23 protein-coding genes are annotated in these 25,702 nt (G+C 66.8%); 18 read left to right on the forward strand and 5 right to left on the reverse strand.

The window, feature by feature from the left end:
• Positions 1-603: a protein-tyrosine phosphatase family protein gene (locus tag AC6CHY_RS01810; protein ID WP_498225221.1), complete on the forward strand. Its 603-nt coding sequence runs from the start codon at positions 1-3 to the stop codon at positions 601-603.
• Between the two features lie 44 nt (positions 604-647).
• Here the strand turns inward: AC6CHY_RS01810 and AC6CHY_RS01815 are convergent, their stop codons facing one another.
• A complete protein-coding gene (locus tag AC6CHY_RS01815) occupies positions 648-3,185 on the reverse strand; it encodes an excinuclease ABC subunit UvrA (protein ID WP_498225222.1) in 2,538 nt (845 codons plus the stop codon).
• A 140-nt stretch (positions 3,186-3,325) separates the two neighbouring features.
• Here AC6CHY_RS01815 and AC6CHY_RS01820 point away from each other — a divergent pair, with 140 nt between their 5' ends.
• The 3 genes from AC6CHY_RS01820 to AC6CHY_RS01830 all read left to right on the forward strand — a co-directional run bounded on the left by AC6CHY_RS01820 (position 3,326) and on the right by AC6CHY_RS01830 (position 5,335).
• Positions 3,326-3,817 carry a DUF6328 family protein gene (locus AC6CHY_RS01820; protein ID WP_498225223.1) on the forward strand — a complete coding sequence of 164 codons (492 nt, stop codon included), beginning with the start codon at positions 3,326-3,328 and terminating at the stop codon, positions 3,815-3,817.
• Positions 3,818-3,970: 153 nt separating this feature from the next.
• Positions 3,971-4,531 (forward strand): Dps family protein, encoded by a 561-nt coding sequence (locus AC6CHY_RS01825; RefSeq protein WP_217387294.1) that lies wholly within the window; start codon positions 3,971-3,973, stop codon positions 4,529-4,531.
• Between the two features lie 168 nt (positions 4,532-4,699).
• On the forward strand, positions 4,700-5,335 hold the full coding sequence (locus tag AC6CHY_RS01830; RefSeq protein ID WP_217387293.1) for a GNAT family N-acetyltransferase: 636 nt from the start codon (positions 4,700-4,702) through the stop codon (positions 5,333-5,335).
• A 10-nt stretch (positions 5,336-5,345) separates the two neighbouring features.
• Here the strand turns inward: AC6CHY_RS01830 and AC6CHY_RS01835 are convergent, their stop codons facing one another.
• From AC6CHY_RS01835 to AC6CHY_RS01845, 3 genes are read right to left on the reverse strand one after another with little or no spacing between them, the layout of a single operon-like run.
• Positions 5,346-6,125, reverse strand: a complete 780-nt coding sequence (locus AC6CHY_RS01835) for an IclR family transcriptional regulator domain-containing protein (RefSeq protein WP_217387292.1) — start codon at positions 6,123-6,125, stop codon at positions 5,346-5,348.
• Positions 6,126-6,151: 26 nt separating this feature from the next.
• Positions 6,152-7,993 (reverse strand): bifunctional sugar phosphate isomerase/epimerase/4-hydroxyphenylpyruvate dioxygenase family protein, encoded by a 1,842-nt coding sequence (locus AC6CHY_RS01840; protein ID WP_498225224.1) that lies wholly within the window; start codon positions 7,991-7,993, stop codon positions 6,152-6,154.
• Complete coding sequence (locus tag AC6CHY_RS01845; RefSeq protein WP_498225225.1) at positions 7,993-8,865, reverse strand: shikimate dehydrogenase; 873 nt, start codon at positions 8,863-8,865, stop codon at positions 7,993-7,995. The genes AC6CHY_RS01840 and AC6CHY_RS01845 overlap by 1 nt, the downstream gene beginning before the upstream one ends.
• Positions 8,866-9,031: 166 nt before the next feature.
• Between AC6CHY_RS01845 and AC6CHY_RS01850 the strand changes: the two genes are divergently transcribed.
• Complete coding sequence (locus tag AC6CHY_RS01850) at positions 9,032-10,393, forward strand: MFS transporter (RefSeq protein ID WP_498225226.1); 1,362 nt, start codon at positions 9,032-9,034, stop codon at positions 10,391-10,393.
• A 202-nt stretch (positions 10,394-10,595) separates the two neighbouring features.
• Here AC6CHY_RS01850 and AC6CHY_RS01855 read toward each other — a convergent pair whose 3' ends face one another.
• Positions 10,596-11,129 (reverse strand): VOC family protein, encoded by a 534-nt coding sequence (locus tag AC6CHY_RS01855; RefSeq protein WP_498225227.1) that lies wholly within the window; start codon positions 11,127-11,129, stop codon positions 10,596-10,598.
• 196 nt (positions 11,130-11,325) lie between these two features.
• On the opposite strand from AC6CHY_RS01855, the gene AC6CHY_RS01860 reads away from it, so the two are divergent.
• From AC6CHY_RS01860 to AC6CHY_RS01920, 13 genes are all read left to right on the forward strand, one after another.
• Positions 11,326-12,558 carry an MFS transporter gene (locus tag AC6CHY_RS01860; protein ID WP_498225228.1) on the forward strand — a complete coding sequence of 411 codons (1,233 nt, stop codon included), beginning with the start codon at positions 11,326-11,328 and terminating at the stop codon, positions 12,556-12,558.
• Positions 12,559-12,835: 277 nt separating this feature from the next.
• Positions 12,836-13,522, forward strand: coding sequence for an HD domain-containing protein (locus tag AC6CHY_RS01865; RefSeq protein ID WP_498225229.1), 687 nt, complete (start codon positions 12,836-12,838; stop codon positions 13,520-13,522).
• Between the two features lie 106 nt (positions 13,523-13,628).
• Complete coding sequence (locus AC6CHY_RS01870) at positions 13,629-14,447, forward strand: IclR family transcriptional regulator (protein ID WP_498225230.1); 819 nt, start codon at positions 13,629-13,631, stop codon at positions 14,445-14,447.
• Between the two features lie 133 nt (positions 14,448-14,580).
• Positions 14,581-15,867 carry a cytochrome P450 gene (locus AC6CHY_RS01875; protein ID WP_498225231.1) on the forward strand — a complete coding sequence of 429 codons (1,287 nt, stop codon included), beginning with the start codon at positions 14,581-14,583 and terminating at the stop codon, positions 15,865-15,867.
• Entirely contained in the window at positions 15,864-16,958 is a 1,095-nt protein-coding gene (locus AC6CHY_RS01880) for a PEP/pyruvate-binding domain-containing protein (protein WP_498225232.1), read from the forward strand. The genes AC6CHY_RS01875 and AC6CHY_RS01880 overlap by 4 nt, the downstream gene beginning before the upstream one ends.
• Positions 16,959-17,033: 75 nt before the next feature.
• Positions 17,034-18,899, forward strand: coding sequence for a PEP-utilizing enzyme (locus AC6CHY_RS01885; protein ID WP_498225233.1), 1,866 nt, complete (start codon positions 17,034-17,036; stop codon positions 18,897-18,899).
• Positions 18,900-19,028: 129 nt separating this feature from the next.
• Entirely contained in the window at positions 19,029-19,790 is a 762-nt protein-coding gene (locus AC6CHY_RS01890; RefSeq protein WP_498225234.1) for an SDR family NAD(P)-dependent oxidoreductase, read from the forward strand.
• A gap of 18 nt (positions 19,791-19,808) precedes the next feature.
• Positions 19,809-20,129: a 2Fe-2S iron-sulfur cluster-binding protein gene (locus AC6CHY_RS01895; RefSeq protein WP_217387280.1), complete on the forward strand. Its 321-nt coding sequence runs from the start codon at positions 19,809-19,811 to the stop codon at positions 20,127-20,129.
• 3 nt (positions 20,130-20,132) lie between these two features.
• Positions 20,133-21,431, forward strand: coding sequence for an NAD(P)/FAD-dependent oxidoreductase (locus AC6CHY_RS01900; RefSeq protein WP_498225235.1), 1,299 nt, complete (start codon positions 20,133-20,135; stop codon positions 21,429-21,431).
• Between the two features lie 48 nt (positions 21,432-21,479).
• Positions 21,480-22,184, forward strand: coding sequence for an HD domain-containing protein (locus tag AC6CHY_RS01905; protein ID WP_217387278.1), 705 nt, complete (start codon positions 21,480-21,482; stop codon positions 22,182-22,184).
• Complete coding sequence (locus AC6CHY_RS01910) at positions 22,181-23,698, forward strand: aldehyde dehydrogenase family protein (RefSeq protein ID WP_498225236.1); 1,518 nt, start codon at positions 22,181-22,183, stop codon at positions 23,696-23,698. Before AC6CHY_RS01905 ends, AC6CHY_RS01910 begins: the two co-directional genes overlap by 4 nt.
• 311 nt (positions 23,699-24,009) lie before the next feature.
• Positions 24,010-24,420, forward strand: a complete 411-nt coding sequence (locus AC6CHY_RS01915; RefSeq protein WP_498225237.1) for a hypothetical protein — start codon at positions 24,010-24,012, stop codon at positions 24,418-24,420.
• A gap of 99 nt (positions 24,421-24,519) precedes the next feature.
• Positions 24,520-25,509 carry a VOC family protein gene (locus AC6CHY_RS01920; protein WP_498225238.1) on the forward strand — a complete coding sequence of 330 codons (990 nt, stop codon included), beginning with the start codon at positions 24,520-24,522 and terminating at the stop codon, positions 25,507-25,509.
• The last annotated feature ends 193 nt before the right edge of the window (positions 25,510-25,702 follow it).

The following is a 25,702-nucleotide window of genomic DNA, read 5'->3' on the forward strand; positions in this document are numbered from 1 at the left end:
ATGCGCGCCAACCTGAACTGGGTCACCAACGACCTGGCCGTGGGCGGGGACCTGGATGGCAACGACAGCGTCATGGTCGCCCAGGTGCTCGAGATCATCGACCTCGGCATCACCCACGTGGTGGACCTGCGCATCGAGGATGACGACACCGAGATCTGGGAAGCCGCCCAAATCTCGTACCTCTCGGTCGGCACCACCGACGCCGCCGGCCACGTCGTGGCACCGGAGGTCTTCGACAAGGGGGTCCGCTTCGCCCGCCTCGCGGTGCGCAACGGAGGAAAGGTGCTGGCCCACTGCCACATGGGCATCAACCGCGGCCCGTCCATGGGGTTCGCGATCCTGCTGGACCGCGGCCACTCCCCCATCGAGGCATTCGACATGATCCGCGCCGCCCGCCCGCAGGCCTTCATCGCCTACGCGCAGGACGCGCTCGCGGCGCACGTGGCCCGGCAGCTGCGCAAGGGTGGCTGCCCGGCCGACCCCGGGCGGCAGGCGCGGGCACTGCAGAAGCACATCGATGAGGTCCTCACGCCCAGCACCGTGGGGCGCATCCGCCACGTGATGCGACAGAACCACCGGCGAGACCTGGGCTTCTCCGCCTGAGCCGCCGCGGCCAACCGGCGAGCGCGCGGTGCGGCGCTCGCCGCTTACGGCGCGTTCGACGCCGCCATTCCCAGGCGCTTGGCCAGGTAGGGCGCGGTCCGGGAGCCCGGATGCACCGCCAGCTGTTCCGGGGTCCCCGTCGCGACGATCTTCCCTCCGGCGTTTCCGCCGTCCGGGCCCAGGTCAATGACCCAGTCGGCGGCTGCCACCACGTCCATGTGGTGTTCGACCACGACCACGGTGTTCTCCTCCTCGACCAGCCGGTGCAGCTGGCCCAGCAGCAATTGCACGTCCGCCGGGTGCAGGCCGGTCGTGGGCTCGTCCAGCAGGTAGAGCGTGTGCCCGCGCCGGGCGCGCTGCAGCTCGGTGGCCAGCTTGATGCGCTGGGCCTCGCCCCCGGAGAGTTCGGGGGCAGGCTGGCCCAGGGACAGGTAACCCAGTCCCACGTCTCGCAGCGTCTGCAGCGACCGGGCGGCGGCGGGGATCCCGGCCAGGAATTCCGCGGCGGCATCCACGTCCAGGGCAAGGACCTCGGCGATGTTCCTGCCCTCGTAGGTAACCTCGAGGGTCTCGGTGTTGTAGCGCGAACCGTGGCACACCGGGCAGGGCCCATAGCTGCCGGGCAGGAAAAGCAGCTCGACTTCCAGGTAGCCCTCGCCCAGGCAGTTCTCGCAGCGCCCGCCGGCAACGTTGAAGGAAAAGCGTCCGGCCCCGTAGCCGCGCTGCCTGGCCAGCGGCGTGTCGGCAAAGGCCTTGCGCACGGCGTCGAAGAGGCCCGTGTAGGTGGCAAGGTTCGAGCGCGGAGTGCGGCCGATGGGTTTCTGGTCCATCGCCACGATCCTGTCGATCCGCCCGGCTCCGCGCACTTCGCGCACCGTTGCCCTGAAGTCGGAGGTTTCCGGCTCGAGGTCCCCGGGCTCCGCGGCACCGACCGCTCCGTGGGGGCCGCTGCCGCGCAGCACATCCGCCAGCCCGTGCGCCAATGCCTGGCTGACCAGCGAGGACTTGCCGGATCCGGAAACCCCGGTGACGGCGCTGAGCACGCCCAGCGGGAAGCGCGCATCAAGATCCGCCAGGTTGTGCAGGGAAATCCCGTCCAGTTCCAGCCAGTGCCCGGCCGTGCGCGGCGTCCGCGCCGGCTCGGCTCCGGAGGCAGGCCCCAGGAAACGCCGGGTCACCGATGCCTCCACCTGCGACAGTCCGGCCACCGGGCCGCTGTAGAGCACGCGGCCGCCCCCGGCACCGGCGCCGGGACCCACGTCAACGATCCAGTCGGCCCGGGAGACCACCTCCATGTTGTGTTCCACCACGAAGACGGAGTTCCCGCCGGCCTTCAATGCCTCGAGCACCTCCAGCAGCGGCCGGGCGTCGGCCGGGTGCAGGCCGGCGGACGGCTCGTCAAGTACGTAGATGACCCCGAAGAGGCCCGAGCGCAGCTGCGTGGCGATGCGCAAGCGCTGCATTTCCCCGGGCGACAGCGTCGGGGTCCCGCGGTCCAGGCTCAGGTAGCCCAGGCCCAGACTGGTCAGCACCTCGATGCGCCCCAATAGGTCAGCGGCGATCGAGGCCGCGACCTCGAGGGCGGGCTCCCCGCCGGGACCAGGCCGGTTCCCGGCGACCGGACGCAGCACCGCGGCCAGCGCATCGAGCGGGGTCGCGTTGAAGGCCGCGATATCCAGCCCGGCGAATCCCACGGCCAGGGCCTCGGGGCGGAAGCCGGTGCCCGAGCAGGCCGGGCAGGGACCGGTTTCCATGAACTGCAGGGCCTTGGCGCGCATCGATTCGGACTTGGAATCCGCCACGGTGTGCAGCACATAGCGCCGGGCGCTCCAGAAACGGCCCTTGTAGGGCTTTGCCACCCTGTCGCGCTGCGGCACCACCTCCACCACGGGCTGTTCATCGGTGAACAACAGCCAGTCGCGCACCGTGCGGGGCAGGTCCTTGAAGGGCACATCCACGTCATAACCCAGGTGAGTGGTGATGTCGCGCAGGTTCTTGCCCTGCCAGGCACCCGGCCAGGCGGCGATGGCGCCCTCGCGGATGCTCAGGGACGGGTCCGGAACCAGGGAGTCGGCGGTGACGTTGTGGGCAACACCCAGCCCGTGGCATTCGGGGAACGCTCCCACCGCGGTGTTCGGCGAGAAGGAATCCGAGTCCAGGCGCGGGGCATTCTCCGGGTAGTCCCCGGCCCGGGAGTACAGCATCCGCACCGAGTTCGACAGCGTGGTCAGCGTGCCCACGGTGGATCGGGAGCTGGCGGTTCCGCGGCGCTGCTGCAGGGCCACGGCCGGGGGCAGGCCGGAGATGAATTCGACCCTCGGCGTGTGGCCCTGGGCGATGAGCCGGCGCGCATAGGGTGCCACGGATTCAAGGAACCGTCGCTGTGCCTCGGCGAAGATCGTGCCAAAGGCCAGCGAGGATTTCCCGGAGCCGGACACCCCGGTGAAGGCCACGATGGCGTCGCGCGGGATGCGCACCTCGACGTCCTGCAGGTTGTTCTCGTTGGCGCCGCGCACGTGGACGAAACCGTCGTGCGTGCTTGGTGCCGGGGTGTACTCGGTGTCCTGCCCATTGCTGTTCACCTTCCCCACCCTAGGGCCGGCACCCGCCCGATCTCCAGCCGTGCCACGGTTTCGGGGCTGAACCTGTCGTGTTGCCATGCCCTGCCGCGATGCGTCGCATAATGTTTTTCACAAACCGTCCCCCCGCAGAGGAGTTCGCCATGGCCAAGCACACCGACACCGCCAAGAAGTCCGAGGACAGCGACGAGGAGCTGCACCGCAAATGGAATGAGTTGCTTCAGGAGATGCGCGTGATGCAGACCGGTGCGCAGATCCTCGCGGCCTTCCTGGTGGTCCTGCCCTTCCAATCCCGCTTCGACACCCTGGAGGTGCCCGATGAGAGGTTCTATTTGGTGTTGCTTGTCGCCTCGGCCATGGTGATCCTCCTGCTGGTCACCCCCGTGGCCGTGCACCGCCATTTCTTCGGCCAGCAGCTGAAGGCCACCACCGTCCACCTAGGCCACATCATTTCCAGGCTTGTCGTCGTGGGCGTGGGGGTGCTGGTGGCCGGGTGCGTCTGGTTTGTCGTCCAGGTCCTGCACGGCTGGCAAGCGGGCCTGCTCGTGGGCGGAATCCTGATGGCTGCCGCACTCTTCCTGTTGCTCGTCCTGCCGCGGGTCGTCACCCCGCGCTCGAAGCTCCCGGCGGAATGAACGACAGCGACGCAGGAATTAACCCACCATTGTTTTCTATTCGCGAAATCCCCGGGCGTTTCGCTCCGGGTGCGTGATACGTTCCTAAGTACCGCTACATCACATGGATATCCACGGAAGACTGCCCAGCAGTCAGTTATCGAGGAGGCATCAATGGCAGCAAAGACATCGAGCAACGCAGGATTCACGGTTCCGGGAATGAGCCTGGCCAATGGCCACAAGGTCGCGGGCGCCCTGCAGATGCGGATCCACGCATTCAACGACCTGCAGCTAACCCTCAAGCACGCGCACTGGAATGTGGTGGGACGCGACTTCATCGGCGTCCACGAAATGCTTGACCCGCAGATCGAGTTGGTCCGGGCCATGATCGACGCCCTGGCCGAACGCATGGCCACCATGGGCGTGGCCCCCAACGGCTTGCCCGGTGCCCTGGTTGCGGCACGCAGCTGGGACGACTACGAGATCGGCCGGGCCAGCACCACCGAGCACCTTGCCGCCCTTGACCTGGTCTACACCGGGGTCATCACCTCGATGCGCAAGACCATCGAGGAGGTCGGCAAGCTGGACCCGATCACCGAGGACATCCTCATCGGCCAGACCGGCGAACTGGAGCAGTTCCAGTGGTTCATGCGCTCGCACCTGGAAAACAGCGAGGGCGAGTTGTCCAACGCTGAGGCCCGCACCGAGAAGGGCGCGGCCAAGAAGGCCAAGTAGCCCGGAGGGCACGACCTGGGCAAGGGGATGGAAGGGCACGACCTTCCATCCCCTTTTCCGTGTCCGGCCCCTGACCTTGACCCGGGATTGCGACGCTGGCAGTCTCGAAAGCAGGGAGCCGGCCGAACCGCGGCAGGCCCATGCCACCAATCGCGGGAGAGCGCGCAGATGGAAACTCACCAGGACTCCACGAAGACCGCGGACCTGCGCGTGGTGCCCGCAAACCAGGCCAGCAGCGAGGACCTGGAGAAGATCTTTGGCACCCGCGGCGATCCCGGGCATTGCCGCTGCCAGTGGTTCCAGAATCCCGGCAAGGCCTTCGGCGCGCTCACCGACGAAGAACGGGCCGAGCGGCTGCGCGCCCAGACGGCATGCGGAAAACCGCGGGCCGCCCAAACGAGCGGGCTGGTCGGCTACCTCGACGAGGAGCCGGTCGGCTGGTGCGCCATCGAGCCGCGCACCGCCTACCCGCGGCTGCTCGCCTCGAAGGTCCCCTGGGCAGGGCGCGAGGAGGACAAGGAGGACCCCGACATCTGGGCCGCGGTCTGCTTCGTCACGCGCACCGGGTACCGGCGCCTGGGCGTCGGCCGGGCCATGGCCGCCGCGGCGGTGGACTTCGCCCGCGGGCGCGGGGCCCGCGCCGTGGAGGGCTATCCGATGCTCCTGCCCGAGGGCAGGAAGCCCATGTGGGGCGAGATGTTCGTGGGCAGCCGGTCGATCTTCGAGGAGGCCGGATTCGGCGAGGTCAGCCACCCGACCCCGCGCCGGCTGGTTATGCGCATCGACTTCACGGAATCGCCCTAGGGCCGGGGAATCAGTTTCCCGCCGCGGTGCGCCCGCCGAAGTCGTCGGCGATGTCCTGGGCGACCCGGCGCATCAGCGGCACCATCTCATCGGTGATAGAGGTGGAGCCGATGCGTCCTGGCTGCACCGAGACGTTCAGCGCACCGAGCAGCTGCGCGCCCCGGTAGACGGGAACCGCCAGCCCGCGCAGCCCCTCGTCCAGTTCCTGGGCGACCAGCGACCAGCCCTGGGCGCGCACGGTGTCGAGCTCCGCGCGCAGCTCGTCGATGCTCGCCACGGTCTTGGCGGTGTAGTGGGTGAGCCTGGCGTTGGAGAGGAACTCCTCGCGCGCCGCCGCCGGCAGCTCGGCGACCAGCACCCGGCCCATGGAGGTGGCCCAGGCCGGGAGCCGGTTGCCGATTGACACGTTCATCGAATGCATGCGCGGCGCGGAGACGCGTTCCACGTACAGGATGTCCTGGTCATCGAGCACGCACAGCGCCGTGGTCTCCGAGAGCTCGGCGGCCAGGGCCTGCAGGTGCGGGCGGGCCACCTGGGGCAGGGTCAGCCCGGAAAGGTAGGAGGCGCCGATGTCCAGAACCCGCGGGGTCTGCCGGAAGGCGTTCCCGTCGGCCTCCAGGTACCCCAGGTCCACCAGGGTGAGCAGGAAGCGGCGGGCCGCGGCACGCGAGACGGAAATGGCCTCGGCCACCTGGGTCACCGTCAGCAGCGGGTGCGCGGCATCGAACGCCAGCAACACCGCCAGCGTCTTCTCCGCCGACTTCACATAGTAGTCAGGCTGCTCGGCCATGGCTCACCACTTCCCCTTGTTCTTCCCTAGTACGCCATCAGGCGGTTGCGTTCGAATTGCGCGGCCAGGCGCACCGGTGCGTTCGGTGCCCCGTAGCCGTCGTAGCCGCCGCGGCGCTCAACGACCTCCAGGAACATCGAGCCCACGGTTTCGGTGTAGAAATGCAGGAACTCGCCGCGCTCGTCCCGGTCGTAGAGCAGGTTCAATTCCTGCAATTGCGCCAGGGTTTCCCCGTCGAGGCCGAAGCGTGCCGCCAGGTCCTCATAATAGTTGTTCGGCACGGCCAAAAAATCCATGCCGGCGGCCACCGCGCGGCGGGCCAGGGAGATGATGTCATCGGTGTGCACCGCAATGTGCTCGGGATAGCGCGGGGCGCTCTCGCGGGTGTCCTCCAACCCGTGCGGCACGATGTTCAGCGCCAGGCGCACGGCGCCGTCATCGGTGCGCAGCACCTGGGAACGGACCAGGCCCATGGGGCTGGGCACCTCGGTGCCCGGGCGGGCGGTGAGGTCGAGGGTGGAGGTGTAGAAGAGGACCGATTCGTCGAAGGCCTGCCAGGGCTGGGCCAGGTTGATGTGGTCGATCCCGGTGATGCCCCCGGGATCTGCGGGCTTGGTCCCGTCGCCGAACTCGGCGGCCCAGGCCGGCTCGTCGGCGGTGGTCCCGAAGAACACCTCGGTGGCGTCGGGCGCGGTGAAGCCGTGCAGCGGCTGCTCGCCCACGGTGTGGTGGCGCGGGACGGCCGGGGCCTTCAGCGCGGTGGCGCGCTTGGTGCCCAGGGCCGCGTCGGGCACCTGGATGCCGAAGCCGGAGACCTCCGCGGTGATGCCGCGGCTGCGCTGGGTGTTGATGATGATCCGTGCGTCCCCGGCGCTCCAGAGCGTGACCGGCTTGCGGCGGTGCTGGCCGCGGAAGGTGAAGCCCAGCTGGGCCAGCATCCCGGCGACGACCTCCGGGTCCTCGGTGCGGATCTCCGCGTAGTCGAAGCCGGTGGGCTCCTGCGCCCCGGGCAGCGCGGCCAGGCCCAGCGGGTAGCCGGCGGCACCGGATCCCAGGTGGGCCGCGGTCCGGTCCTGCAGCCAGATCAGCGAGCGCATCCCGTCCACCGCGGTGCGCTCCACGTTGGACTGGCGGAAGACGTCGTTGAAGATCTCCAGCGAGACGATCCCGTCGTAGCCCGAGCGCACCAGGTGGCCCATGAAGGCATCGAGCTCGAAGCCGCCCTCGCCGGGGAACACCCGGTAGTGGCGGGACCAGGACAGCACGTCCATGGACAGCACCGGGGCGTCGGCCAGCTGCACGAAGAAGATCTTCTGGGCCGGGATGTCCGCGATGCCCGCCGGGTCGTCCCCGCGCGAGAGGATGTGGAAGGAGTCAAGGCAGAGCCCCACGTTGGGGTGGTCCACCATTTCCACGATGCGCCAGGAGTGCGCGTAGGTGTTCACGTACTTGCCCCAGGCCAGCGCCTCGTAGGCGATCTTCACCCCGTGTTCGGCGGCGAGTTCGGCCAGGGCGCGGATCTGCGTGGCGAAGAGTTCGTCGTCGTCGATGGTTGCGGTGCCCACGTTGGAGCACAGCAGCATGGTGTCGATGCCCAGGCGGTTCATGAGCCGGAACTTGGCCGCGGCCCGGGCGAGGTTCGCGGCCAGCGTCTGCGCGTCCACGCCCTCGAAGTCGCGGAAGGGCTGGAAGAGATCCAGCGTCAGGCCCAGGCGGCGGGCCAGGGCCCTGACCTCCTCGGGGGACATCGGCGAGACGGTGAGGTCCTGTTCGAAGATTTCGATGCCGTCGAAGCCGGCCTTGGCGCAGGCGAGCATCTTCTGCTCGAGCGTGCCGGAGATGCAGACGGTGGCGATGGAGGTGCGCATTAGAGTCCCGCCTCCAGCATCGCCAGCAGGTGGTTGCGCATCCGGGCGGTGTCGGGGGTGGTGCCGGTGATGATGGAAAAGGCATCCACGGCCTGGCCCACGGCCATGTGCCCGCCGTCCAGGGTGCGGCAGCCCAGGGCGCGGGCCGCGCGGATCAGTTCGGTGTCCACCGGGCGGTAGACCACGTCGGCCACCCAGTGCTCCGGCGTGAGCCCGTCGACATCGAGGGGCACCCCCGGGTGGTGGTGCATGCCAACGGGGCTGGCATTGAGCACGCCGTCCACGCGCCCCAGCAGCGCCGGGACCTGGTCCGGGGTGCAGGCCAGGATGGTGCGGTCCGGGAACTGCATGGCAAGCGTCGCCGCGCGCTCGGCGGCGCGGGCCGCCTCGGGATCCACCAGCAGCAGTTCCCTGGTCCCGGAGTCCAGCAGCGCGTAGGCGACCGCGGAGCCGGCTCCTCCAACGCCCAGCTGCAGCACGGTGTCCAGCCTCGCCCCGGGCAGGCCGTTGGCCAGGGCCCAGGAGAAGCCCGAGGCGTCGGTGTTGTAGCCGTGGAACCTGCCGTCGCGGATGACGACGGTGTTGACCGCGCCGATGGCCCGGGCCTCGTCGCTGATCTCATCCAGGTGTTCGAGCACCAGTTGCTTGCATGGGTGGGTGATGTTGAAGGCGTTGAATCCCAGCATGGCGCCTGCCCGCAACAGGTCGCCCACCTCGTTGGCGTCCTTGCCGATCCCGGCCAGGTCGATCGGCCGGTAGAGGTAGCGCAATCCGTGGGCGTCCGCCTCGGCCTCGTGCATCGGCGGGGTCAGCGAAGGCATGACCCCGTCCCCGATCAGGCCTACAAGGTACGACTGCGTGGTGGTGCTCATGAGTGTTCCAGTCCTTGAGATTTTTCGCGGGAAGATTGTCTTGGGTGTGATTTAGCTCTACTCTAATGGTTGTACGCAATTCGTACAACTGTACGCTATGCGCACAACGATCTCGCAGACACGTTGAGTTCCCCCTCAATTTTCCCGTCACACCTAGGAGTACCCGATGCCAAACACGACGCAACCACCGGCGCAGGACGCGCCCGGCACCGGGGGCAGGACGCCGGTCAAGGCCGCCCTGGCCAGCTTCATGGGCAGCGCCGTCGAATACTACGACTTCTTCATTTTCGGCGCCGCCGCAGCCCTGATCTTCCCGCACGTGTTCTTCCCCGACGCCGGCGCCAATGCCGCTGTCATGTCCCTGGCGACCTTCGGCTTCGCCTATGTCGCCCGTCCCATCGGCGCGGTCATCCTGGGCCACTTCGGGGACCGGATCGGGCGGCAAAAGGTCCTGATGTTCACCCTGGTGCTGATGGGCGCCGCAACCTTCGCCATCGGCTGCCTGCCCACCTTCGACCAGATCGGCTGGTGGGCCCCGGCCCTGCTGGTGTTCGCACGCCTGCTGCAGGGACTCTCCGCCGCGGGCGAGCAGGCCGGGGCATCCTCGCTGACCCTGGAACACGCGCCCGATGACCGCCGCTCCTTCTTCACCTCCTGGACGCTGACCGGCACCCAAGGCGGCCAGATCCTTGCCGCGCTGATCTTCATCCCCGTGGTGGCCATGCCCGACGAGATCAAGTACGGCATTGGCTGGCGCATCCCGTTCTGGCTCTCCGCGGTGGTCGTGCTCGTGACCTTCTTCATCCGCCGCACGCTGCACGAGACCCCGGAGTTCGAGAACGCCAAGAAGAACAACGAGATCGCCAAGCTGCCCCTGGGCGTGCTGATCCGTTTTCACTGGCGCGACGTGCTGCGCGTGGTCTTCTGCGCCTTCATCGCCGCGGTGTCAACCGTCTATGGCACGCTGGCCATCTCCTACGGCAAGACCATCGGCAACATGGATGAATCAATCACGCTGTGGCTCGTGGTCGCCGGCAACATCGGTGCCCTGTTCACCCAGCCGCTCTTCGGCAAGCTCGCCGACAAGATCGGACGCAAGCCGGTGTTCATCTACGGTGCCCTGGGCTCGGCTGCATTCATGCCCTTCTACCTGCGCTCGATGGAAACCGGCAACACCCTGTTGCAGTTCGCGCTCTCGCTGCTGGTCTTCTCCTGCGCCTACGCGGCCACCAACGCCGTCTGGCCTTCCTTCTACGCGGAGATGTTCTCCTCCCAGGTCCGCTTCTCGGGCCTGGCCATCGGCACCCAGCTCGGCTTCCTGATGGCTGGCTTCGCCCCGTCCATCGTCGCGGCCCTGGGCGGCCTGGAGCCCGGCGGCTGGGTGGTCATCAGCCTCTTCACCGTTGTGATCGCGCTGATCGCCTCGGTCTCCGCGCTGACGGCCAAGGAAACCTACAAGGTGCCCACGCACCTCTTGGGCCGCACCGCACACAAGGTGGAGAACGCCTCCGGCGCCCACGTGCAGTAGCGCCCCGCACGCCACGAACCCGTGCCCCGGCCACTCCCGCAACGGGAGGCACCGGGGCACGGGTGCGTCCGGCCCCTGCGTCGGGCCATGCCAGTCGGGCGCATTTCACCCGGGATTTCAAGGCCGTCACCGGGATGAACCCGGGCGCGTACATGCTGCAGGTCCAGGCCGGCAGCTCCATCGGCTGACGCGGGAATTACCTCTATTCCGTGCCCGTGGCGTTGAACGATTCAAGCCAAGTGGCGACCCGGCGTTCGGATTCCTCCCGGGACAGGTCCTCCACCCTCGTCATGACGTTCCAGCGCCTTCCGAATGGATCGGCCAGGGTGGCAAAACGGTCGCCGGAGACGAAATTCGCGAGCTGTTCCACCGCGGTGGCGCCTCGCTCCACGGCGCGGGCAAAGACCGCATCGACATCCTCGACGTACAGGCCGATGGAATTGTTGGTGTGCTGTGCATCGGCCGCGACCAGCCCGTAGCCCGGCTGCGGGTCCGAGAGCTGCAGGAAGCCATTGCCGAAATCGAGTTCCGCATGGGCGATGGTGGCGCTGCCATCCTCCCGCGGGGCGCCGGGCATCACCGAGAGCACCGTGGCACCGAAGACGTCGCGGTAGAACTCGATGGCCTCGTGTGCCGGGTCAACCACGATGAACGGAGTCAGTGCCGTGTAACCGTGCGGCACCCCGTTGGTCGTGTGTTTGCCGGTTGCTGCCGTGGTGCCTGGTTCCGGGGACATGATCGAATACCCTTCGCTGGTCTGGATTCCTGCTTGCCATTCCATCGGACGCCGGGCGGGTGGTCAAGGTCTTGACGGAATCCGGGGGGCCGCGGGCAGTACAGCACCCGGTCGCGGACGACACATCTTCGTGTTCCGGATCACCGCCATGGAAGAATCCGATCAACTGCCCAACGAAGGACCTCTTCCATTGACCATGACCCAACCCAGCCTCCGACGCACCGCCAGCGGCAATGCCGCCTGGATTGTGGTGGTGGTTGCGGGCATCACCGCTGCGCTTCATATCTGGAAGCTTCCCGCGGCCCTTCCCCTGATCCAGGAGGACCTGGGTCTGTCCCTGCTGGCCGCCGGGGTGTTGCTGGGTGTCGTTCAGGTGGCCGGCATGGTCGGCGGCCTGGCGGTGTCGCTGCTGGCCGAGGTCATCGGCGAGCGCCGGACCCTGATCCTGGGGTTGCTCTTCCTCAGCGCCGGTTCGGTCTTTGGCGCCTTGTCGATCGGCGCGAACACCCTGTTGGCCTCCCGGGCGATTGAGGGCGTCGGGTTCATTGTGGCCACCGTGGTGGGGCCCGGGCTGATCCGCCGCCATGCACCGTTTCGCCGTGTCAACATGGCCGTCGGCTGCTGGAGCGCCTACCAGGGCACCGCGACCTTCGTGGGATTGATCGCCAGCGCCTTCTTCCTGCAAGTTGGCACCTGGCAGATGTGGTGGTGGGTCATGGCGGCCGTCAGCCTGGTGCCGATCCCGCTGGTGCTGCGCCTGGTCCCGAGGGACCAACCCGCCGGCGCCGGAGGGGCCAAGGCCGCGGCCGGGCGCATCGGCATCACCGCCCGATCGCCCAAGGTGTGGCTCGCAGGGGTGGTTTTCGGTTGCTACACGGTCCAGTGGATGGCGGTGGTGGGTTTCCTGCCCACGCTCTACGGGGAAAGCGGCCTGAGCGGCACCCATGCAGGGGTCTTGTCGGCCATCGTCGGCGGGCTCAACGGGGTCGGCGCCATCATCACCGGCATACTGCTCCAGCGTGGCGCCCCGGCCCGCGCCTTGTTGTTCGTTTCCTTCGTGTTGATGGCGGCAGCGAGCCTGCTGACCTTCGCCATTGACTGGTCGCCGGTTCCCGGCGGCCTGGCCTGGCAGGTCGCCTGCGTCGGGTTCTTCTCCTTCTCCGGAGCCATGATCCCGGCAACCATGACGCGCATGGCGGTGGACCTGGCCCCCGAGGGAGGTTCGGCCCCGGCTGCCATGGGATTGATGCAGCAGATCTACAACGTCGGCAATTTCACCGGCCCCATGATCGTGGCCTGGCTGGCCATGGGCACCGGCGGATGGTCCTCCACCTGGTGGATGACCTGTGCCTTCGCGGTCCTGGGCATCATCCTGTCCGCGGTCTTGGTCGGCCGGCGCGGCAGCATGCATTTCTCCCATACCCAGTAGGCACGCGCGCAGATAATCACATGAAACGCGATGCCGTTGTCCATGAAATGTCCAGAATCATTCCCTAGAGTCGTATCTACCTCTTGGAGGTGCGAGTGATGAGAGCACCGGTCGGAAGAATCCCCCATAATCTTCCGGCCGGTGCTCAACCATTTAATCCAGCAATGCCGGCGGGCAAAGCACATCATGGCCCAATCCCGGCCGGTTGTTGCCGGAGGTTTCCACTGCCCGGAAACCACCCCTTGGGTTTGCGGTGCGTTGGTGCAAGCATGTGCCCATGGTTAAAATTCACCCCCAGGCCAACCACTTTGGGCTCGACAGCTCGGAGTACATTCCGCCGCCGCTGCCCGATCTCTTTGAGACCCATCCGTTGCTGGGCGAAATCTGGGGCCGGGCACGGGATCTGCTGGCGGTGCGCGACAACGACGCACATACCCTCTATTCCCTTTCCCTGGCCGCCGCCCTCCTCCATCAGCGCCCTCAGGCCGATCCCGGCGTGGTGTTGCCCGCGATGATGCTGCACGACATCGGCTGGTCGCAGGTGGAGCCCGGGCTCGTCCTCGCCGCTATCGCCCCCGGCGGCGGACGACCGGAGCTGGTGTTGCAGCACGAAAAGGAGGGCGCGCGACTGGCAACTGAGATCCTGGATTCCCTCCGCGTGGATACGGTGGTGATCAATCAGGTCGCCGCAATCATCGATGGGCATGACTCCCGCTCCCATGCGCTAAACCCCGACGACGAAATCGTCAAGGACGCCGATAAGTTGTGGCGGCTGTCCCCGCACGGACTGGACACCGTCATGGACTGGTTCGGGTTGCACCGCGGTCAGGCCCTGCGCCTGTGTGCCTCGCGGGTGCTGGGCAAGCTTTTCACTCCCGAGGCAATCACCATGGCAAACGGACTCATCGCCCTGGAGCAGGCCAACCTCTGGCCGCGGAGCCGGGAACTTCACGCGGTGCACTAAGGACTCTATGTCTCCGTCTCCGTCTCCGCCGGCCGCTTCCGAGGGTCCTCGCCTACACTCAAAGGTGCGAGCAAAATAGGCGCGGCAGATGGAAAGGACACCGTAGATGGCAGGTGGAAACCGAGTGCCCGGAAGCACCGTGACTTCCAAGGTCCTTGCCATCATGGAAGTGTTTGAAACATCGCGCCGGGCTCTGAGCCTGACCGAAATCGCCGAGGCCTCGGGCGTGCCGCTGAGCACCACCCACCGGTTGGTGGGCGAGCTGGTCGAGTGGGGCATGCTCAGCCGCGGACCCAACGGAGGGATCCAGCTTGGCTTGCGGTTGTGGGCCATCGCCCAGAATGCGGGGCGCCAATTGCGCGACACCGCCCGCCCCTTCGTCCAGGACATGTTCTCCCTGACCGGGGAAACCAGCCAGCTTGCCGTACGGGACGGCAACATGGCCTTGTACATCGATCGGGTCTACGGTTCCAAGCGGGTTCCGCGCGCCTCACGTGTCGGCGGCCGATTGCCCTTGCATGCCACCGCGGTGGGCAAGGTGATCCTCGCGTATTCCGAGGACTGGGTCGCCGACGCTTACCTCAACCGCCCACTGGCCACCGTCACCGGCCACACCCACGTCAACCCGACCAGACTGCGGGCCGAGCTCGCCCAGGTTCGGGAGCAGGGCTACGCCACGACCCAGGAGGAGGTCATCATCGGCTCGTGCTCCATTGCCGTGCCGGTCTTCCACACCGGCCGCCTGGGCTGCTCGATCGGACTCGTGGTCCCCTCCGCCAACGCCAGCACCATGACCCGGCACCTGCCCGTGCTCAGGGGCATTTCCCAGCGCATCGAGGCGGCCACGGCACATATTCCGCTGGAAACCCTGCTGGGCAGCGTCACCGGAAGCGCCCCCCGGCCTCCCGCCGAACCCCAGCCCTGAACTAGTTTCCACTGAGTGGGAAACATTCAGCACCCCTGGCGTGTGTCATGGGTAACACTTGAGGCAATGAATGTTGCGCAGCCCACAATCGGTCAGCGCAACCCCGATCTTCTTTCCTCAAGGAGTCCGTTCCATGTCCAGCAGCAATGTTGCAGCCGGGGTTTGCCCTATGGGGCACGGCGCCACGGCACCGGCCGACCACCACGGTTTTGAACCGTTCACCATGGAAAACCCGTTTCCCTCCTACACGAACCTCCGCAACGAACAACCCGTGATGTTCGATGAACGTGTCGGGCTCTATGTGGTCACCCGCTACGACGACGTCAAGGCCGTCTTTGAGGACTGGGAAACCTTCTCCTCGGAAAACGCCCAGGCTCCGGTGCGCAAGCGCGGCCCGCAGGCCACCAAAATCATGAACGACGGCGGCTTCACCACCTACTCCGGGCTCTCGGCCCGCCGCCCGCCGGAGCACACGCGTATCCGGGCCATCGCCCAGAAAGCCTTCACCCCGCGCCGCTTCAAGGCCCTGGAACCCTCCATCCGCGCCAACGTCATCGAATCGATCGAGGCCATGCTTGCCCGCGAGTCGGGCACCGGCGACATCGTCAAGGACCTGGCCTACGCCATCCCGACCATCACCATCCTCACCCTCATCGGCGCCGATGTCTCCCAGGTCGACACCTACAAGCGCTGGAGCGATTCGCGGGCCGCCATGACCTGGGGCGACCTGAGCGACGAGGAGCAAATCCCGCACGCCCACAACCTCGTGGAGTACTGGGCCGAGTGCATGCGCCTCGTGGCCCACGCCCACGAGCATGGCGGGGACAACCTCACCGCCGACCTGGTCAAGGCCCAGTCCGAGGGCGCGGAAATCACCGACCACGAGATCGCCTCACTGCTCTACTCCCTGCTTTTCGCCGGCCACGAAACCACCACCACGCTGATCTCCAATTGCGTGCGCGTGCTTCTGGCCCACCGCGAGGCCTGGGAGCAAGTGGTCCAAAATCCCAAGGCCATCCCCGCTGCCATCGACGAGGTCCTGCGCTACGCCGGATCCATCGTCGGCTGGCGCCGCAAGGCCCTGAAGGACACCGAAGTCGCCGGGGTCAAGATCCCCGAAGGCGCCGAGCTGTTGCTGTTGATGGGTGCGGCCAACCGCGACGAAGGCCGCTTCGCGGACCCCGAAGCCTTCGACATCACCCGGACCAACGCCCGCGAACACCTCTCCTTCGGCTTCGGCATCCACTATTGCCTGGGCAACATGCTCGCCAAGCTGCAGGCCAAGATCGCCCTGGAGGAACTGACCGCCAGGCTCCCGGGCCTTGAGCTGATCGACGGCGAGGGCATCGAGTTCCGCAAGAACCTGTCCTTCCGCGTCCCCGAATACGTCAACGTGAGCTGGAAGGAATCCCAGGCATGAGCAACAACGACTTCATCGAATTCTTCGACGGCGGTGCCGAACCGAAGCTGGAAAACCTCGGCGGCAAGGGCGCCTCGCTCATCACCATGACGGCAGCAGGCATGCCGGTGCCTCCCGGATTCGTCGTCACCACCGCGGCGTTCGACGCCTTCATGGAAGGCGGCATCACCGCCGAAGTCAACGCCCTGCTGGCCGGCGTCGACCCGGAGGACGTGGGCGCGGTGGACGCCGCCAGCGCCACGATCCGCTCCATGATCACCCAGCGCCCGGTGCCCACCGCCCTGCGCCAAGTCACCCAGGACGCCTACGCCACCTTGCAGGCGAACTTCGCCGCGGAGGTGCCGCTGGCGGTGCGTTCCTCGGCCACCGCCGAGGACCTGCCCGATGCCTCCTTCGCCGGGCAGCAGGACACCTACCTCTGGCTCAACGGCTACGATGCGGTCACCGAGCACATCCGTGCCTGCTGGGCCTCGCTCTACACCTCTCGGGCCATCCTGTACCGGCTGAAGAACAACATCCCCGACGAGGGACTGTCCATGGCGGTCGTCGTGCAGAAGATGGTCAACTCCGCCGCAGCCGGCGTGGCAATGACCCTGGACCCCACCAACGGGGACCGCTCCAAGATCACCATCGACGCCTCTTACGGGGTCGGCGAAATGGTCGTCTCGGGCACGGTCACACCCGACAACATCCAGCTGGACAAGGTCACCCTGGCCATCATCACCGAGCACATCGGGGCCAAGCACGCCGAACTCATTCCCGACCCGGCCACCAACTCCCTGGTGGAGGTCGAGGTCAGCGACGAGCGCCGCGCGGTGCGCTGCCTCTCGGATGTGGACCTGGCCCTGGTGGCGCAGCTGGCCAAGCGCGCCGAGAAGCACTACGGCTGCCCGCAGGACATCGAGTGGGCGCTGGATGCCGATTTGCCCGAAGGCGAGAACCTGCTCCTGCTCCAGTCCCGCCCGGAGACCGTGCACTCGTCCAAGTCCACGGTGAAGCCGACCGGCGGCGGCTATGCCGCCGCCCTCGGGCTGGGTTCGGGCTTCAACTTCTCCTCGATCACGTCCGCGCTGATGAACACCGCTTCCTAGCGTTGCTCCACCCACCACCGTTCGCCGCTTTTCCCCCAACTCCGCAGCAGCATCTTTTGAAAGGCATCCACCACCATGAGCATGAAATCCTTTCCCAAGCCTTCCGATCTCCAGGTTCCCCCGGGCGCCGAGGGCTGGGAGGAGCTCTACCCGTACTACTTGGTCTTCCAGGACGCACTGAAGGCCGAGGAAGACGAGAAGTTCTGGTTCTGCGATTCCCAGCACTGGCCCACCGTCTTCAAGCCGTTCGAGACCATCGGCGGGGAATTCGCCGTCAAGTGCCTGGGCCAGTACAACGCCCGACACCTGATGATCCCCAACGCCAACGGCATCGACTTCCGCATCCACCTCGGCTACCTCTACATGTCCCCGCTTCCGGTGCCCAGCGAGCAGATCGCCGCCCGTGTCCCTGACTTCGAGGCCCGCATCGGCCACTACTTCGCCAATTGGGAAGAGCTGCTGAAGGCCTGGCACGTCAAGGTCAAGGGCACCATCAGCGAGATGGAAACCCTCAGCTTCGAGGCCCTGCCCGAGCAGGTTCCGATGGCGGACATCCTTTCCGGCAAGGCCAAGGACGGCTCGGAGGTGCTGCTGGAGAACTACGACCGGCTGATCCAGCTCTGCTACCAGAACTGGCAGTACCACTTCGAGTTCCTGAACCTGGGCTACATCGCCTACCTGGACTTCTTCAACTTCTGCAAGGAGGTCTTCCCCAACATCCCCGACCAGTCGATCGCTACCATGGTCCAGGGCGTGGACATGGAACTGTTCAAGCCCGACGACGAACTGAAGGAACTCGCGTCACTGGCCGTGGAACTGGACCTGTCCGGCGCGTTCTCCAACACCGACGACCCGGCAGCCACGCTGGCAGCGATCGCGGACTCCCCCTCCGGCGAGCGCTGGCTGGCTCGCTGGGAGGAGGCCAAGGACCCGTGGTTCAACTTCACCATCGGCAACGGCTTCTACGGGCACGACAAGTACTGGATCGAACACCAGGAGATCCCGCTCGGCTTCATCGCCGACTACATCCACCGCCTGCAGGGCGGGGCGAACATCCTGCGCCCCACCGACAAGCTGATCGCCGAGAAGGACCGCATCGTCGAGGAGTACCGGGACCTGCTTGATCCCGAGGTCCGCGAGGTCTTCGACGCCAAGCGCACCCTTGCCGCCACCGCCTACCCGTACGTGGAAAACCACAACTTCTACATCGAGCACTGGACCATGGGCGTGTTCTGGCGCAAGGTGCGCGAACTGTCCCGCATGCTGCATGCCCAGGGCCTCTGGAACGAACCCGAGGACATGCTCTACCTCGGCCGCAACGAGGTCCGCGACGTGCTCTTCGACCTGGTCACTTCCTGGGGCATCGGCGCCGGCGACCCGATCGGCAACGTGGTGTGGCCACAGGAGATCGAACGCCGCCGCGGCATCATCGACGCACTGAAGACCGCCCGGCCGGCCCCGGCGCTGAACACCCCGCCCTCGGCCATCACCGAACCGTTCACCCGGATGCTCTGGGGCATCACCACCGAACAGGTCCAGCAGTGGCTGGGCGGGGACGAGGATTCCGAGTCGGGCGTACTCAAGGGCATGGCCGCCTCCCCCGGCCTGGTCGAGGGCGTGGCCCGCGTGGTCATGCATGCGGACGACCTCTCGGACGTGCAGGCCGGCGAGATCCTGGTCGCCCCGATCACCGCCCCGAGCTGGGGCCCGATCTTCGGCAAGATCAAGGCCACGGTCACCGACATCGGCGGGATGATGAGCCACGCTGCCATCGTCTGCCGCGAGTACGGCCTGCCGGCCGTCACCGGAACCGGCAGCGCCTCCACCACCATCCGCACCGGCCAGATGCTGCGCGTGGACGGCACCAAGGGCACCGTCGAAATCCTCGAGGAGTCGCCCGTGGTCACCGGCCCCGGGGCGCACTCCCACACACACGTCTAGGACCGCTTCCCCCCATAGCGGTTCCGGACATCCAAAGGTGGGCGGGGCACCCCAAGGCCCCGCCCACCACCTACCCCCGATTCCCCACCCCACAGCATTCGCCCCAGTGAAAGGCCCCCGGTACAGACAATGAGCACCGAAGCACACACCCCGCCGGGCACGGTGTTGGTCACCGGCGCCGCCGGAGGCCTCGGCCGGGCCTTCGCCCTCGGATTCGCCCGGCGCGGCTATGCGGTCGCCGCGGCGGACATCGATCCTGCCGGAACCGCGGAGACAGCAGAAATGGTCCGGGCCGCCGGCGGCCGGGCCGAGGCCTTCACCGTCGATGTCACCAGCCCCGCCTCCACCGACGCGCTCGCGGCAAAGGCTGCCGGCTTCGCCGGCGGCCAGGTCCAGGTGCTCATCAACAATGCAGCCATCTACGCCACCGTCACCCGCTCGCCCTTCGAGGACATCGACTTCGAGGAATGGGACCGGGTCATGGCGGTGAACCTCAAGGGGCCCTGGATGATGGCCCGGGCGCTGAGCCCGCACCTGGGAGCCGGCTCGCGCATCATCAACCTGGCCTCGGCCACCGTCTACTCCGGTTCCGAGCAGTGGGCCCACTACGTGGCATCCAAGGGCGGGGTCATCGCCCTGAGCCGGGTCATGGCCAAGGAACTGGGCCGGCGCGAAATCACCGTCAACACCATCGCCCCGGGCTTCACCCTTACGGAGGCCAGTTACGGGCTGATGGACAACGCCGAAAACTACGGGGTCGACCGCGGTGCGCTCAAGCGGGCAAGCCAGCCCGAAGACATCGTGGGGGCCGCGCTCTTCCTCGCCGGTCCCGATTCCTCCTTCATCACCGGTCAGACGCTCGTCGTCGACGGTGGCCGCCAGTTCATCTAGAAAGGTCGATTGATCCTCATGCCTACAGTCCACTTCACCGATGCAGCCGGTGCCACCACCACCATCAACGCCAACACCGGCGACTCGGTCATGGAGACCGCGGTGCGCAACGGCGTCACCGCCATCGTCGCCGAATGCGGCGGTTCGCTCTCCTGCGCCACCTGCCACGTCTTCGTTGCCGAAACCGACCTGCCGAGCCTGGAACCCATGGGCGAGATGGAGGACGAGATGCTCTACGGCACCGCCGTTGACCGCGAGGACAACTCCCGGCTTTCCTGCCAGATACGGCTCTGCGAGGACCAGGAACTCCACGTCACCACCCCCGAAACGCAGGTCTAGGACATGGACACCGCCACCGTTCCCTCCCGTGCCGGGGCCGACGCACCGGAGGCGGGAACCGCCACCGGCCTGCTGATCGTCGGCGCTTCGCAGTCCGGGGTGCAGCTGGCCATCTCGCTGCGCGCCCTGGGCTACACCGAGCACATCACGCTGCTGGGCGACGAGGACCACCGCCCCTACCAGCGCCCGGCCCTGTCCAAGGAATTCCTGCAGGACAAGGTCGGTTCCGAATCCCTGATCTTCCGCACCAACGACTACTGGATCGAACACAACATCACCCTGATCAAGGGCGAGCGGATCGAGTCCGTGGACTCAAACACCGACGGCAGCGGAATCGCCCGCGGCACCTCCGGCACGACCTACCCCTATCAGCGTCTGGCCTTGACTGTCGGCGCCCGACCGCGGCACCTCGAGGCCCCCGGCGCCGAGCTGGACGGGGTGGTCTACCTGCGCAATGCGGACGACGCGCTGCGGCTGAAGGAACTTGCCCCCGCCACCACCGACGTGGTCGTGGTCGGCGGCGGGTTCATCGGCCTGGAGGCCGCCAGCTCACTGGCCGCCATGGGCAAGCGCGTCACCGTCCTGGAGTACGGGCAGCGCCTCGTGGGCCGGGCTGTGGGCACCGAAACCAGCGAGTACTTCCTCACCGAACACCGCAAGCGCGGCCTGGACATCCGCATCGGGGCGCGCATCGAGCAGATCCTCGACGACGGCAACGGCGCCGTGGGCGGGGTGCGCCTCGAGGACGGGTCCGAGATCACGGCCCAGATCGTCCTGGTCGGCATCGGGGTCATCCCCAATACCGAGCTCGGCGAGGCCCTGGGACTGGAAATCAACAACGGCATCGTCGTGGACGCCGGGGCGCTCGCCTCCGACGGCACCACCATCGTCGTCGGCGACGTGGCCAACATGCCCAACCCCGTTCCCGGCGCACCGGCCGGTGAGCGCATCCGTCTCGAGTCGGTGAACAACGCCATTGAGCACGCCAAGGTCGCCGCCTACTCGCTCATGGGACGCAGCGAGGAATACGCCGGCATCCCGTGGTTCTGGTCCAACCAGGCCGACATGAAACTGCAGATCGCCGGGCTGTCCACCGGCTTCGAATCCACGGTCATCCGCCGCGACCCCGACAAGGGGAAGTTCACCGTCCTCTACTACCGCGGCGGGCGCATCATTGCCGCCGATGCCGTCAACGCCCCGCTGGATTTCATGGCCGTCAAGCAGGCCCTGGCCGCCGGCAAGTCCATCGACCCGGAACGGGCCGCCGATCCGGCCACCATGCTCAAGTCCCTCATCGCCTAGCCGCCCTCCCCCACCTACTCTGCCCTGACGCAAGGAGCCGCACGCGCCATGAACACCCTGACCGACACCGATCCCGGCGCCGCCTTCGCCGCTGCCTATCCGCAACGCCCCATTCCCGCCCCCGGGAAGGTGGACACCAGCCCGATTTGCCTCACCCCGGGGATCGAGGCGGACCTGCTCCCGCTCTGGGCCGCGGTGGTTCCCGAGTCCCGTGCCCGCGGCAACGACATCCACCTGCCAATTTCCCTGGCCTTCGCCCGCCGCCTGTGCGACGCCTACCCGGAAGCGAACCGCGAGCTGGTGCTCGTGGCCACCCTGTTGCACGACACCGGGTGGGCGCACGTGGATGAAACCAAGATCATCTCCGAGGGCTTCCGCGGCGACTGGCGCAAGGCCGGCATCCGCTTTGAGCACGAACGCCTGGGCTGCGACGTGGCCCGCCGCGTGCTGCCCCCGCTGGGCTACGAGCCCGGGTTCATCGAGGCGGTCTGCGCCATTATCGACGGGCACGACACCCGCCCGGTGGCACACTCCCTGGAGGACGCGCTGATGCGCGACGCCGACCGGCTCTGGCGCTTCGACCACGCCGGCATCGCGCTGGCCGCCGGCTGGTTCTCGCAGAACCCGGCCGTGTACACGGATCGGCTGGAGACCGAGATCATCCCCGAGCTCATCACCCACGCCGCGGTGGACATGGCAACCACCGACCTGGACCGCTCCCGCGCCCTGTTGCAGACGGCGGTGCTGCGATGAGCACGCAACAGCAACACCTCCAGCATCAGCCAGGCGCCGCTGCCGCGCGCGCGGCCCTGGCCCTGCCCTACCGCTACGTTGACACCCATTTCATTGACGGCCAGTGGGTTGCCTCAACGGGTAGCGCCCGAAACGACGTCACCGACCCGGCCACCGGGTTGGTGTGGGGTTCGGTCGCCGACGGCACCACCGAGGACCTTGAGAAGGCGGTGGACGCGGCGCGAACTGCCTTCGACTCGGGTCCCTGGCCGCGGCTGTCGCCCTCCCAGCGGGCGGCCGTGCTGCTGCGCGTTGCCGATCAGATCGAGGCGCGCTCCACCGAGCTTTCGCTGACCAACACGTTGGAAAATGGCTCGCCGGTCTCCGAGACCAAGGGCGCGGCGGCAAATGCCGCCAGCATCTTCCGATACTTTGCCTCGCTGGCCTCGCTGCTGGAATCCGAGGACGTCCGTCCCTTCCCCAACGGCCTGGGCGAGTCCCTGGTGCGCCGGGACCCTGTGGGCGTTTGCGGGTTGATTGCCCCGTGGAACTTCCCGATCAACCTGATGGTCATCAAGCTGGCGCCCGCGCTGCTGGCCGGGTGCACCGTGGTGATGAAGCCGGCCTCCCCCACGCCGTTGTCCTTCAGGATCATCATGGATGGGTTGGCTGCCGCCGGTGTTCCGGCGGGCGTGGCCAATCTGGTCACCGGGTCCGGCCGCCTGGGAGACGCGCTGGTGCGTCATCCCAAGATCAACAAGGTCGCCTTTACCGGCTCCACGCCGGTGGGCCGCAAGATCGCCGCGGCCTGCGGTGAGCTGCTGCGCCCGGTCACCCTCGAATTGGGAGGCAAGTCCAGCGCGTTGGTGCTGCCGGATGCGGATCTGGGCGCCATGGGCGACACTCTCATTCGTTCCTGCATGCGCAACACCGGGCAGACCTGCTACATTTCCACGCGCATCCTGGCCCCTTCCCAACGCTACGACGAGGTCGTGGACCTGGTCACGTCCACCATTTCCGCCGCACCCCAGGGGGACCCGCTGGATCCGGCCACGGTGTTTGGCCCGTCAGCCACCGCCAGCCAGTACCGGACCGTGCTCGAGTACATCGAGTCGGGTCGCGCCGAAGGAGCCCGCGCCACCACCGGCGGCAGCAAGGCCCGGCTGGGCGGGGACCTGGACGCCGGATATTTTGTCGCCCCCACCGTGTTTGCGGACGTGGTGCCCGGGATGCGGATTTCCCGGGAGGAAATCTTCGGACCCGTGGTCTCGATCCTGCGCTACAACGGAATCGATGAAGGCATTGCACTGGCGAACAACACCGAGTTCGGCTTGGGCGGCATCGTCTTTGGCGCCGACACCGTGGCGGCGCAGGCCGCGGCAGAGCGCATGGACACCGGAAGCGTCGGCATCAACTTCTTCGCGTCCAACCATGCCGCGCCCTTCGGCGGCCGCAATGACTCGGGGCTGGGCACCGAATACGGTCCCGAGGGCCTGGCAGCCTATTTGAGCTACAAGTCGATTCACCGCCGCTGAGGACGGCAAGCCGCGGGGCGTGTCAAGAATTCATGTACCCGGCGACAATGCATTGACTGACAACGTTCTTCACACCCAACGTCATGGCCAGGCACATCGGATCCATAGGGTCGGACCATAGAGTCATAACTACCTCATGAAGGTGCGAGTGATGCGAGCACCGGCTGGATCAACGATTCATTCCCCCGAATCTTCCGGCCGGTGCTCAAACCTTTAACGGCGACTTCGCCGTTGGGACAACGCCCTGTCGACTCCGATTCTCCGCGGCCGCATAACGAATTCCCTCCGGTGGACTTGCACTTACTCTCCAAATGCAGGTGCTCAGCTTCAGGGTCAACAGCGAGGTCATGGCCATCGGAGCATCTGCACTCATCCTTGGGGTTGCAGCAATTGCCGCAGCGGGGGCGCTGGAAAGTGCGTGGCTCTTCTTCGCCGCCAGCGCCATCGGCGGAATCGGCTTCGGTGCGGGGTTTCAGGGTGGACTTCTCTCGGTGCTCGAATTGCTCCCGCCCCTTCAACGCGGCGGTACACTCGCGTCGCTCTATCAGGTCACCTATATGGCGTTCGGTGTGCCGACGCTGGTCGCGGGACTGCTCATTCCCACGCTCGGCCTGCAGAACCTCGTCAACGGGTATGCGGCATTGGTCATAGTCCTCTCACTGGTGGCGCTCGCACTCCTGCTTCGGAAGCCCCGCCCCGTGGCGTATAGCGTCGCCGCTTAATCGTCCAGGACGCCGGGCCAGCCACGACTTCACCCCATGGGCTAGAATTTAGTTGAATCGTCAACTTTAATTCTTTTCGACAACGACGGGGACTTCATCATGGGCAACACCGCAGCGCGCAGCGCCGACCGCATTCGACCCACGCGGTGGGTGATCGCTGCGATCCTGGCGGCCCTTGCATTCGTGCTCGCGGCCTGCGGCACGACCCCCGAGGCCGAAGACGGCCCCTCGCCCAGCGCGCTGGGCCCCGGACTGCGGATGGGTCCCGTCGAATTGGTGACGTCCGACCTCGACGGGCTCCACCGCTTCTACACCGAAAGAGTGGGCCTCACCACCATCAGCAGCGACGAGGATGACGTTGTCCTGGGCACCGAGGACACCGAGCTCTTCCGCCTGATCGCGGCCGATTCCCCCGATGCTGCGCCCGATGACTACACTCAGGCCGGGCTCTACCACTCCGCATTCCTTTTCCCGGACGAGGCCGAGCTGGCCGCTTCCGTGCTGCGCACCGCGAAACAGGCGCCTGCCTCGTTCCAAGGTTCCAGCGACCACAAGGTGAGCAAGGCCTTCTACTTCGCCGACCCCGAGGGAAACGGCGTCGAGCTCTATGTTGATACTCCCGAGGACACTTGGGAATGGAACGACGGACTCGTCACGATGGGTTCGGCGGCGCTGGAGCCGAATGCCTTCATCGCCGAGCACCTTGGAAACCGTGCTCCCGCTGCCCGCGCCACGACTATGTCGATGGGGCATGTGCACCTGCGCGGCGGCGACCTGCGGCAGGCCGAGGAATTCTACGAAGACGGGCTCGGATTCGCCGTGACGGCCCGTTCGGAAGGCGCCATTTTCCTGGCGGCCAATGGGTACCACCACCACTTTGCCGTCAACACCTGGTCCTCATCCGGAGCGGGCAAACGCCCGGAAAGCCTCGGCCTGCGCGTCGTCTCTCTCCAGGTGGCCGATGATGCCGAACTGGACGCCATCGCCGCCCGCCTTACCGCGAACCAGATCCCGCACGAGCTCGGCAACCTGTCTCTGGCCACCAACGACCCCTGGGGCAGCCGAATCATCGTGCGAGTTGAGGACTGACCCGGCGTGTGAACAGCTCGCGGTGACTTCTCACACCCAACACCATGGCCCGACACAAGAGATTCATAGGCTCGAACCATAGAGTCGGTATTACCTCATGTAGGTGCGAGTGATGCGAGCACCGGTTGGAAACACGATTTGTCCCCCGAATCTTCCGGCCGGTGCTCAAACCTTTAACGACGGATTTCGAGAA

Source organism: Paeniglutamicibacter sp. GQ140 (genome assembly GCF_059759235.1).

Excerpts from the sequence above, each read along its gene's own strand:
- AC6CHY_RS01810 (WP_498225221.1), top strand. The coding sequence starts at position 1 with ATGCGCGCCAACCTGAACTGGGTCACCAACGACCTGGCCGTGGGCGGG.
- AC6CHY_RS01820 (WP_498225223.1), top strand. The coding sequence starts at position 3,326 with ATGGCCAAGCACACCGACACCGCCAAGAAGTCCGAGGACAGCGACGAG.
- AC6CHY_RS01825 (WP_217387294.1), top strand. The coding sequence starts at position 3,971 with ATGGCAGCAAAGACATCGAGCAACGCAGGATTCACGGTTCCGGGAATG.
- AC6CHY_RS01830 (WP_217387293.1), top strand. The coding sequence starts at position 4,700 with ATGGAAACTCACCAGGACTCCACGAAGACCGCGGACCTGCGCGTGGTG.
- AC6CHY_RS01835 (WP_217387292.1), bottom strand. The coding sequence starts at position 6,125 with ATGGCCGAGCAGCCTGACTACTATGTGAAGTCGGCGGAGAAGACGCTG.
- AC6CHY_RS01840 (WP_498225224.1), bottom strand. The coding sequence starts at position 7,993 with ATGCGCACCTCCATCGCCACCGTCTGCATCTCCGGCACGCTCGAGCAG.
- AC6CHY_RS01845 (WP_498225225.1), bottom strand. The coding sequence starts at position 8,865 with ATGAGCACCACCACGCAGTCGTACCTTGTAGGCCTGATCGGGGACGGG.
- AC6CHY_RS01850 (WP_498225226.1), top strand. The coding sequence starts at position 9,032 with ATGCCAAACACGACGCAACCACCGGCGCAGGACGCGCCCGGCACCGGG.
- AC6CHY_RS01855 (WP_498225227.1), bottom strand. The coding sequence starts at position 11,129 with ATGTCCCCGGAACCAGGCACCACGGCAGCAACCGGCAAACACACGACC.
- AC6CHY_RS01860 (WP_498225228.1), top strand. The coding sequence starts at position 11,326 with ATGACCCAACCCAGCCTCCGACGCACCGCCAGCGGCAATGCCGCCTGG.
- AC6CHY_RS01865 (WP_498225229.1), top strand. The coding sequence starts at position 12,836 with ATGGTTAAAATTCACCCCCAGGCCAACCACTTTGGGCTCGACAGCTCG.
- AC6CHY_RS01870 (WP_498225230.1), top strand. The coding sequence starts at position 13,629 with ATGGCAGGTGGAAACCGAGTGCCCGGAAGCACCGTGACTTCCAAGGTC.
- AC6CHY_RS01875 (WP_498225231.1), top strand. The coding sequence starts at position 14,581 with ATGTCCAGCAGCAATGTTGCAGCCGGGGTTTGCCCTATGGGGCACGGC.
- AC6CHY_RS01880 (WP_498225232.1), top strand. The coding sequence starts at position 15,864 with ATGAGCAACAACGACTTCATCGAATTCTTCGACGGCGGTGCCGAACCG.
- AC6CHY_RS01885 (WP_498225233.1), top strand. The coding sequence starts at position 17,034 with ATGAGCATGAAATCCTTTCCCAAGCCTTCCGATCTCCAGGTTCCCCCG.
- AC6CHY_RS01890 (WP_498225234.1), top strand. The coding sequence starts at position 19,029 with ATGAGCACCGAAGCACACACCCCGCCGGGCACGGTGTTGGTCACCGGC.
- AC6CHY_RS01895 (WP_217387280.1), top strand. The coding sequence starts at position 19,809 with ATGCCTACAGTCCACTTCACCGATGCAGCCGGTGCCACCACCACCATC.
- AC6CHY_RS01900 (WP_498225235.1), top strand. The coding sequence starts at position 20,133 with ATGGACACCGCCACCGTTCCCTCCCGTGCCGGGGCCGACGCACCGGAG.
- AC6CHY_RS01905 (WP_217387278.1), top strand. The coding sequence starts at position 21,480 with ATGAACACCCTGACCGACACCGATCCCGGCGCCGCCTTCGCCGCTGCC.
- AC6CHY_RS01910 (WP_498225236.1), top strand. The coding sequence starts at position 22,181 with ATGAGCACGCAACAGCAACACCTCCAGCATCAGCCAGGCGCCGCTGCC.
- AC6CHY_RS01915 (WP_498225237.1), top strand. The coding sequence starts at position 24,010 with ATGCAGGTGCTCAGCTTCAGGGTCAACAGCGAGGTCATGGCCATCGGA.
- AC6CHY_RS01920 (WP_498225238.1), top strand. The coding sequence starts at position 24,520 with ATGGGCAACACCGCAGCGCGCAGCGCCGACCGCATTCGACCCACGCGG.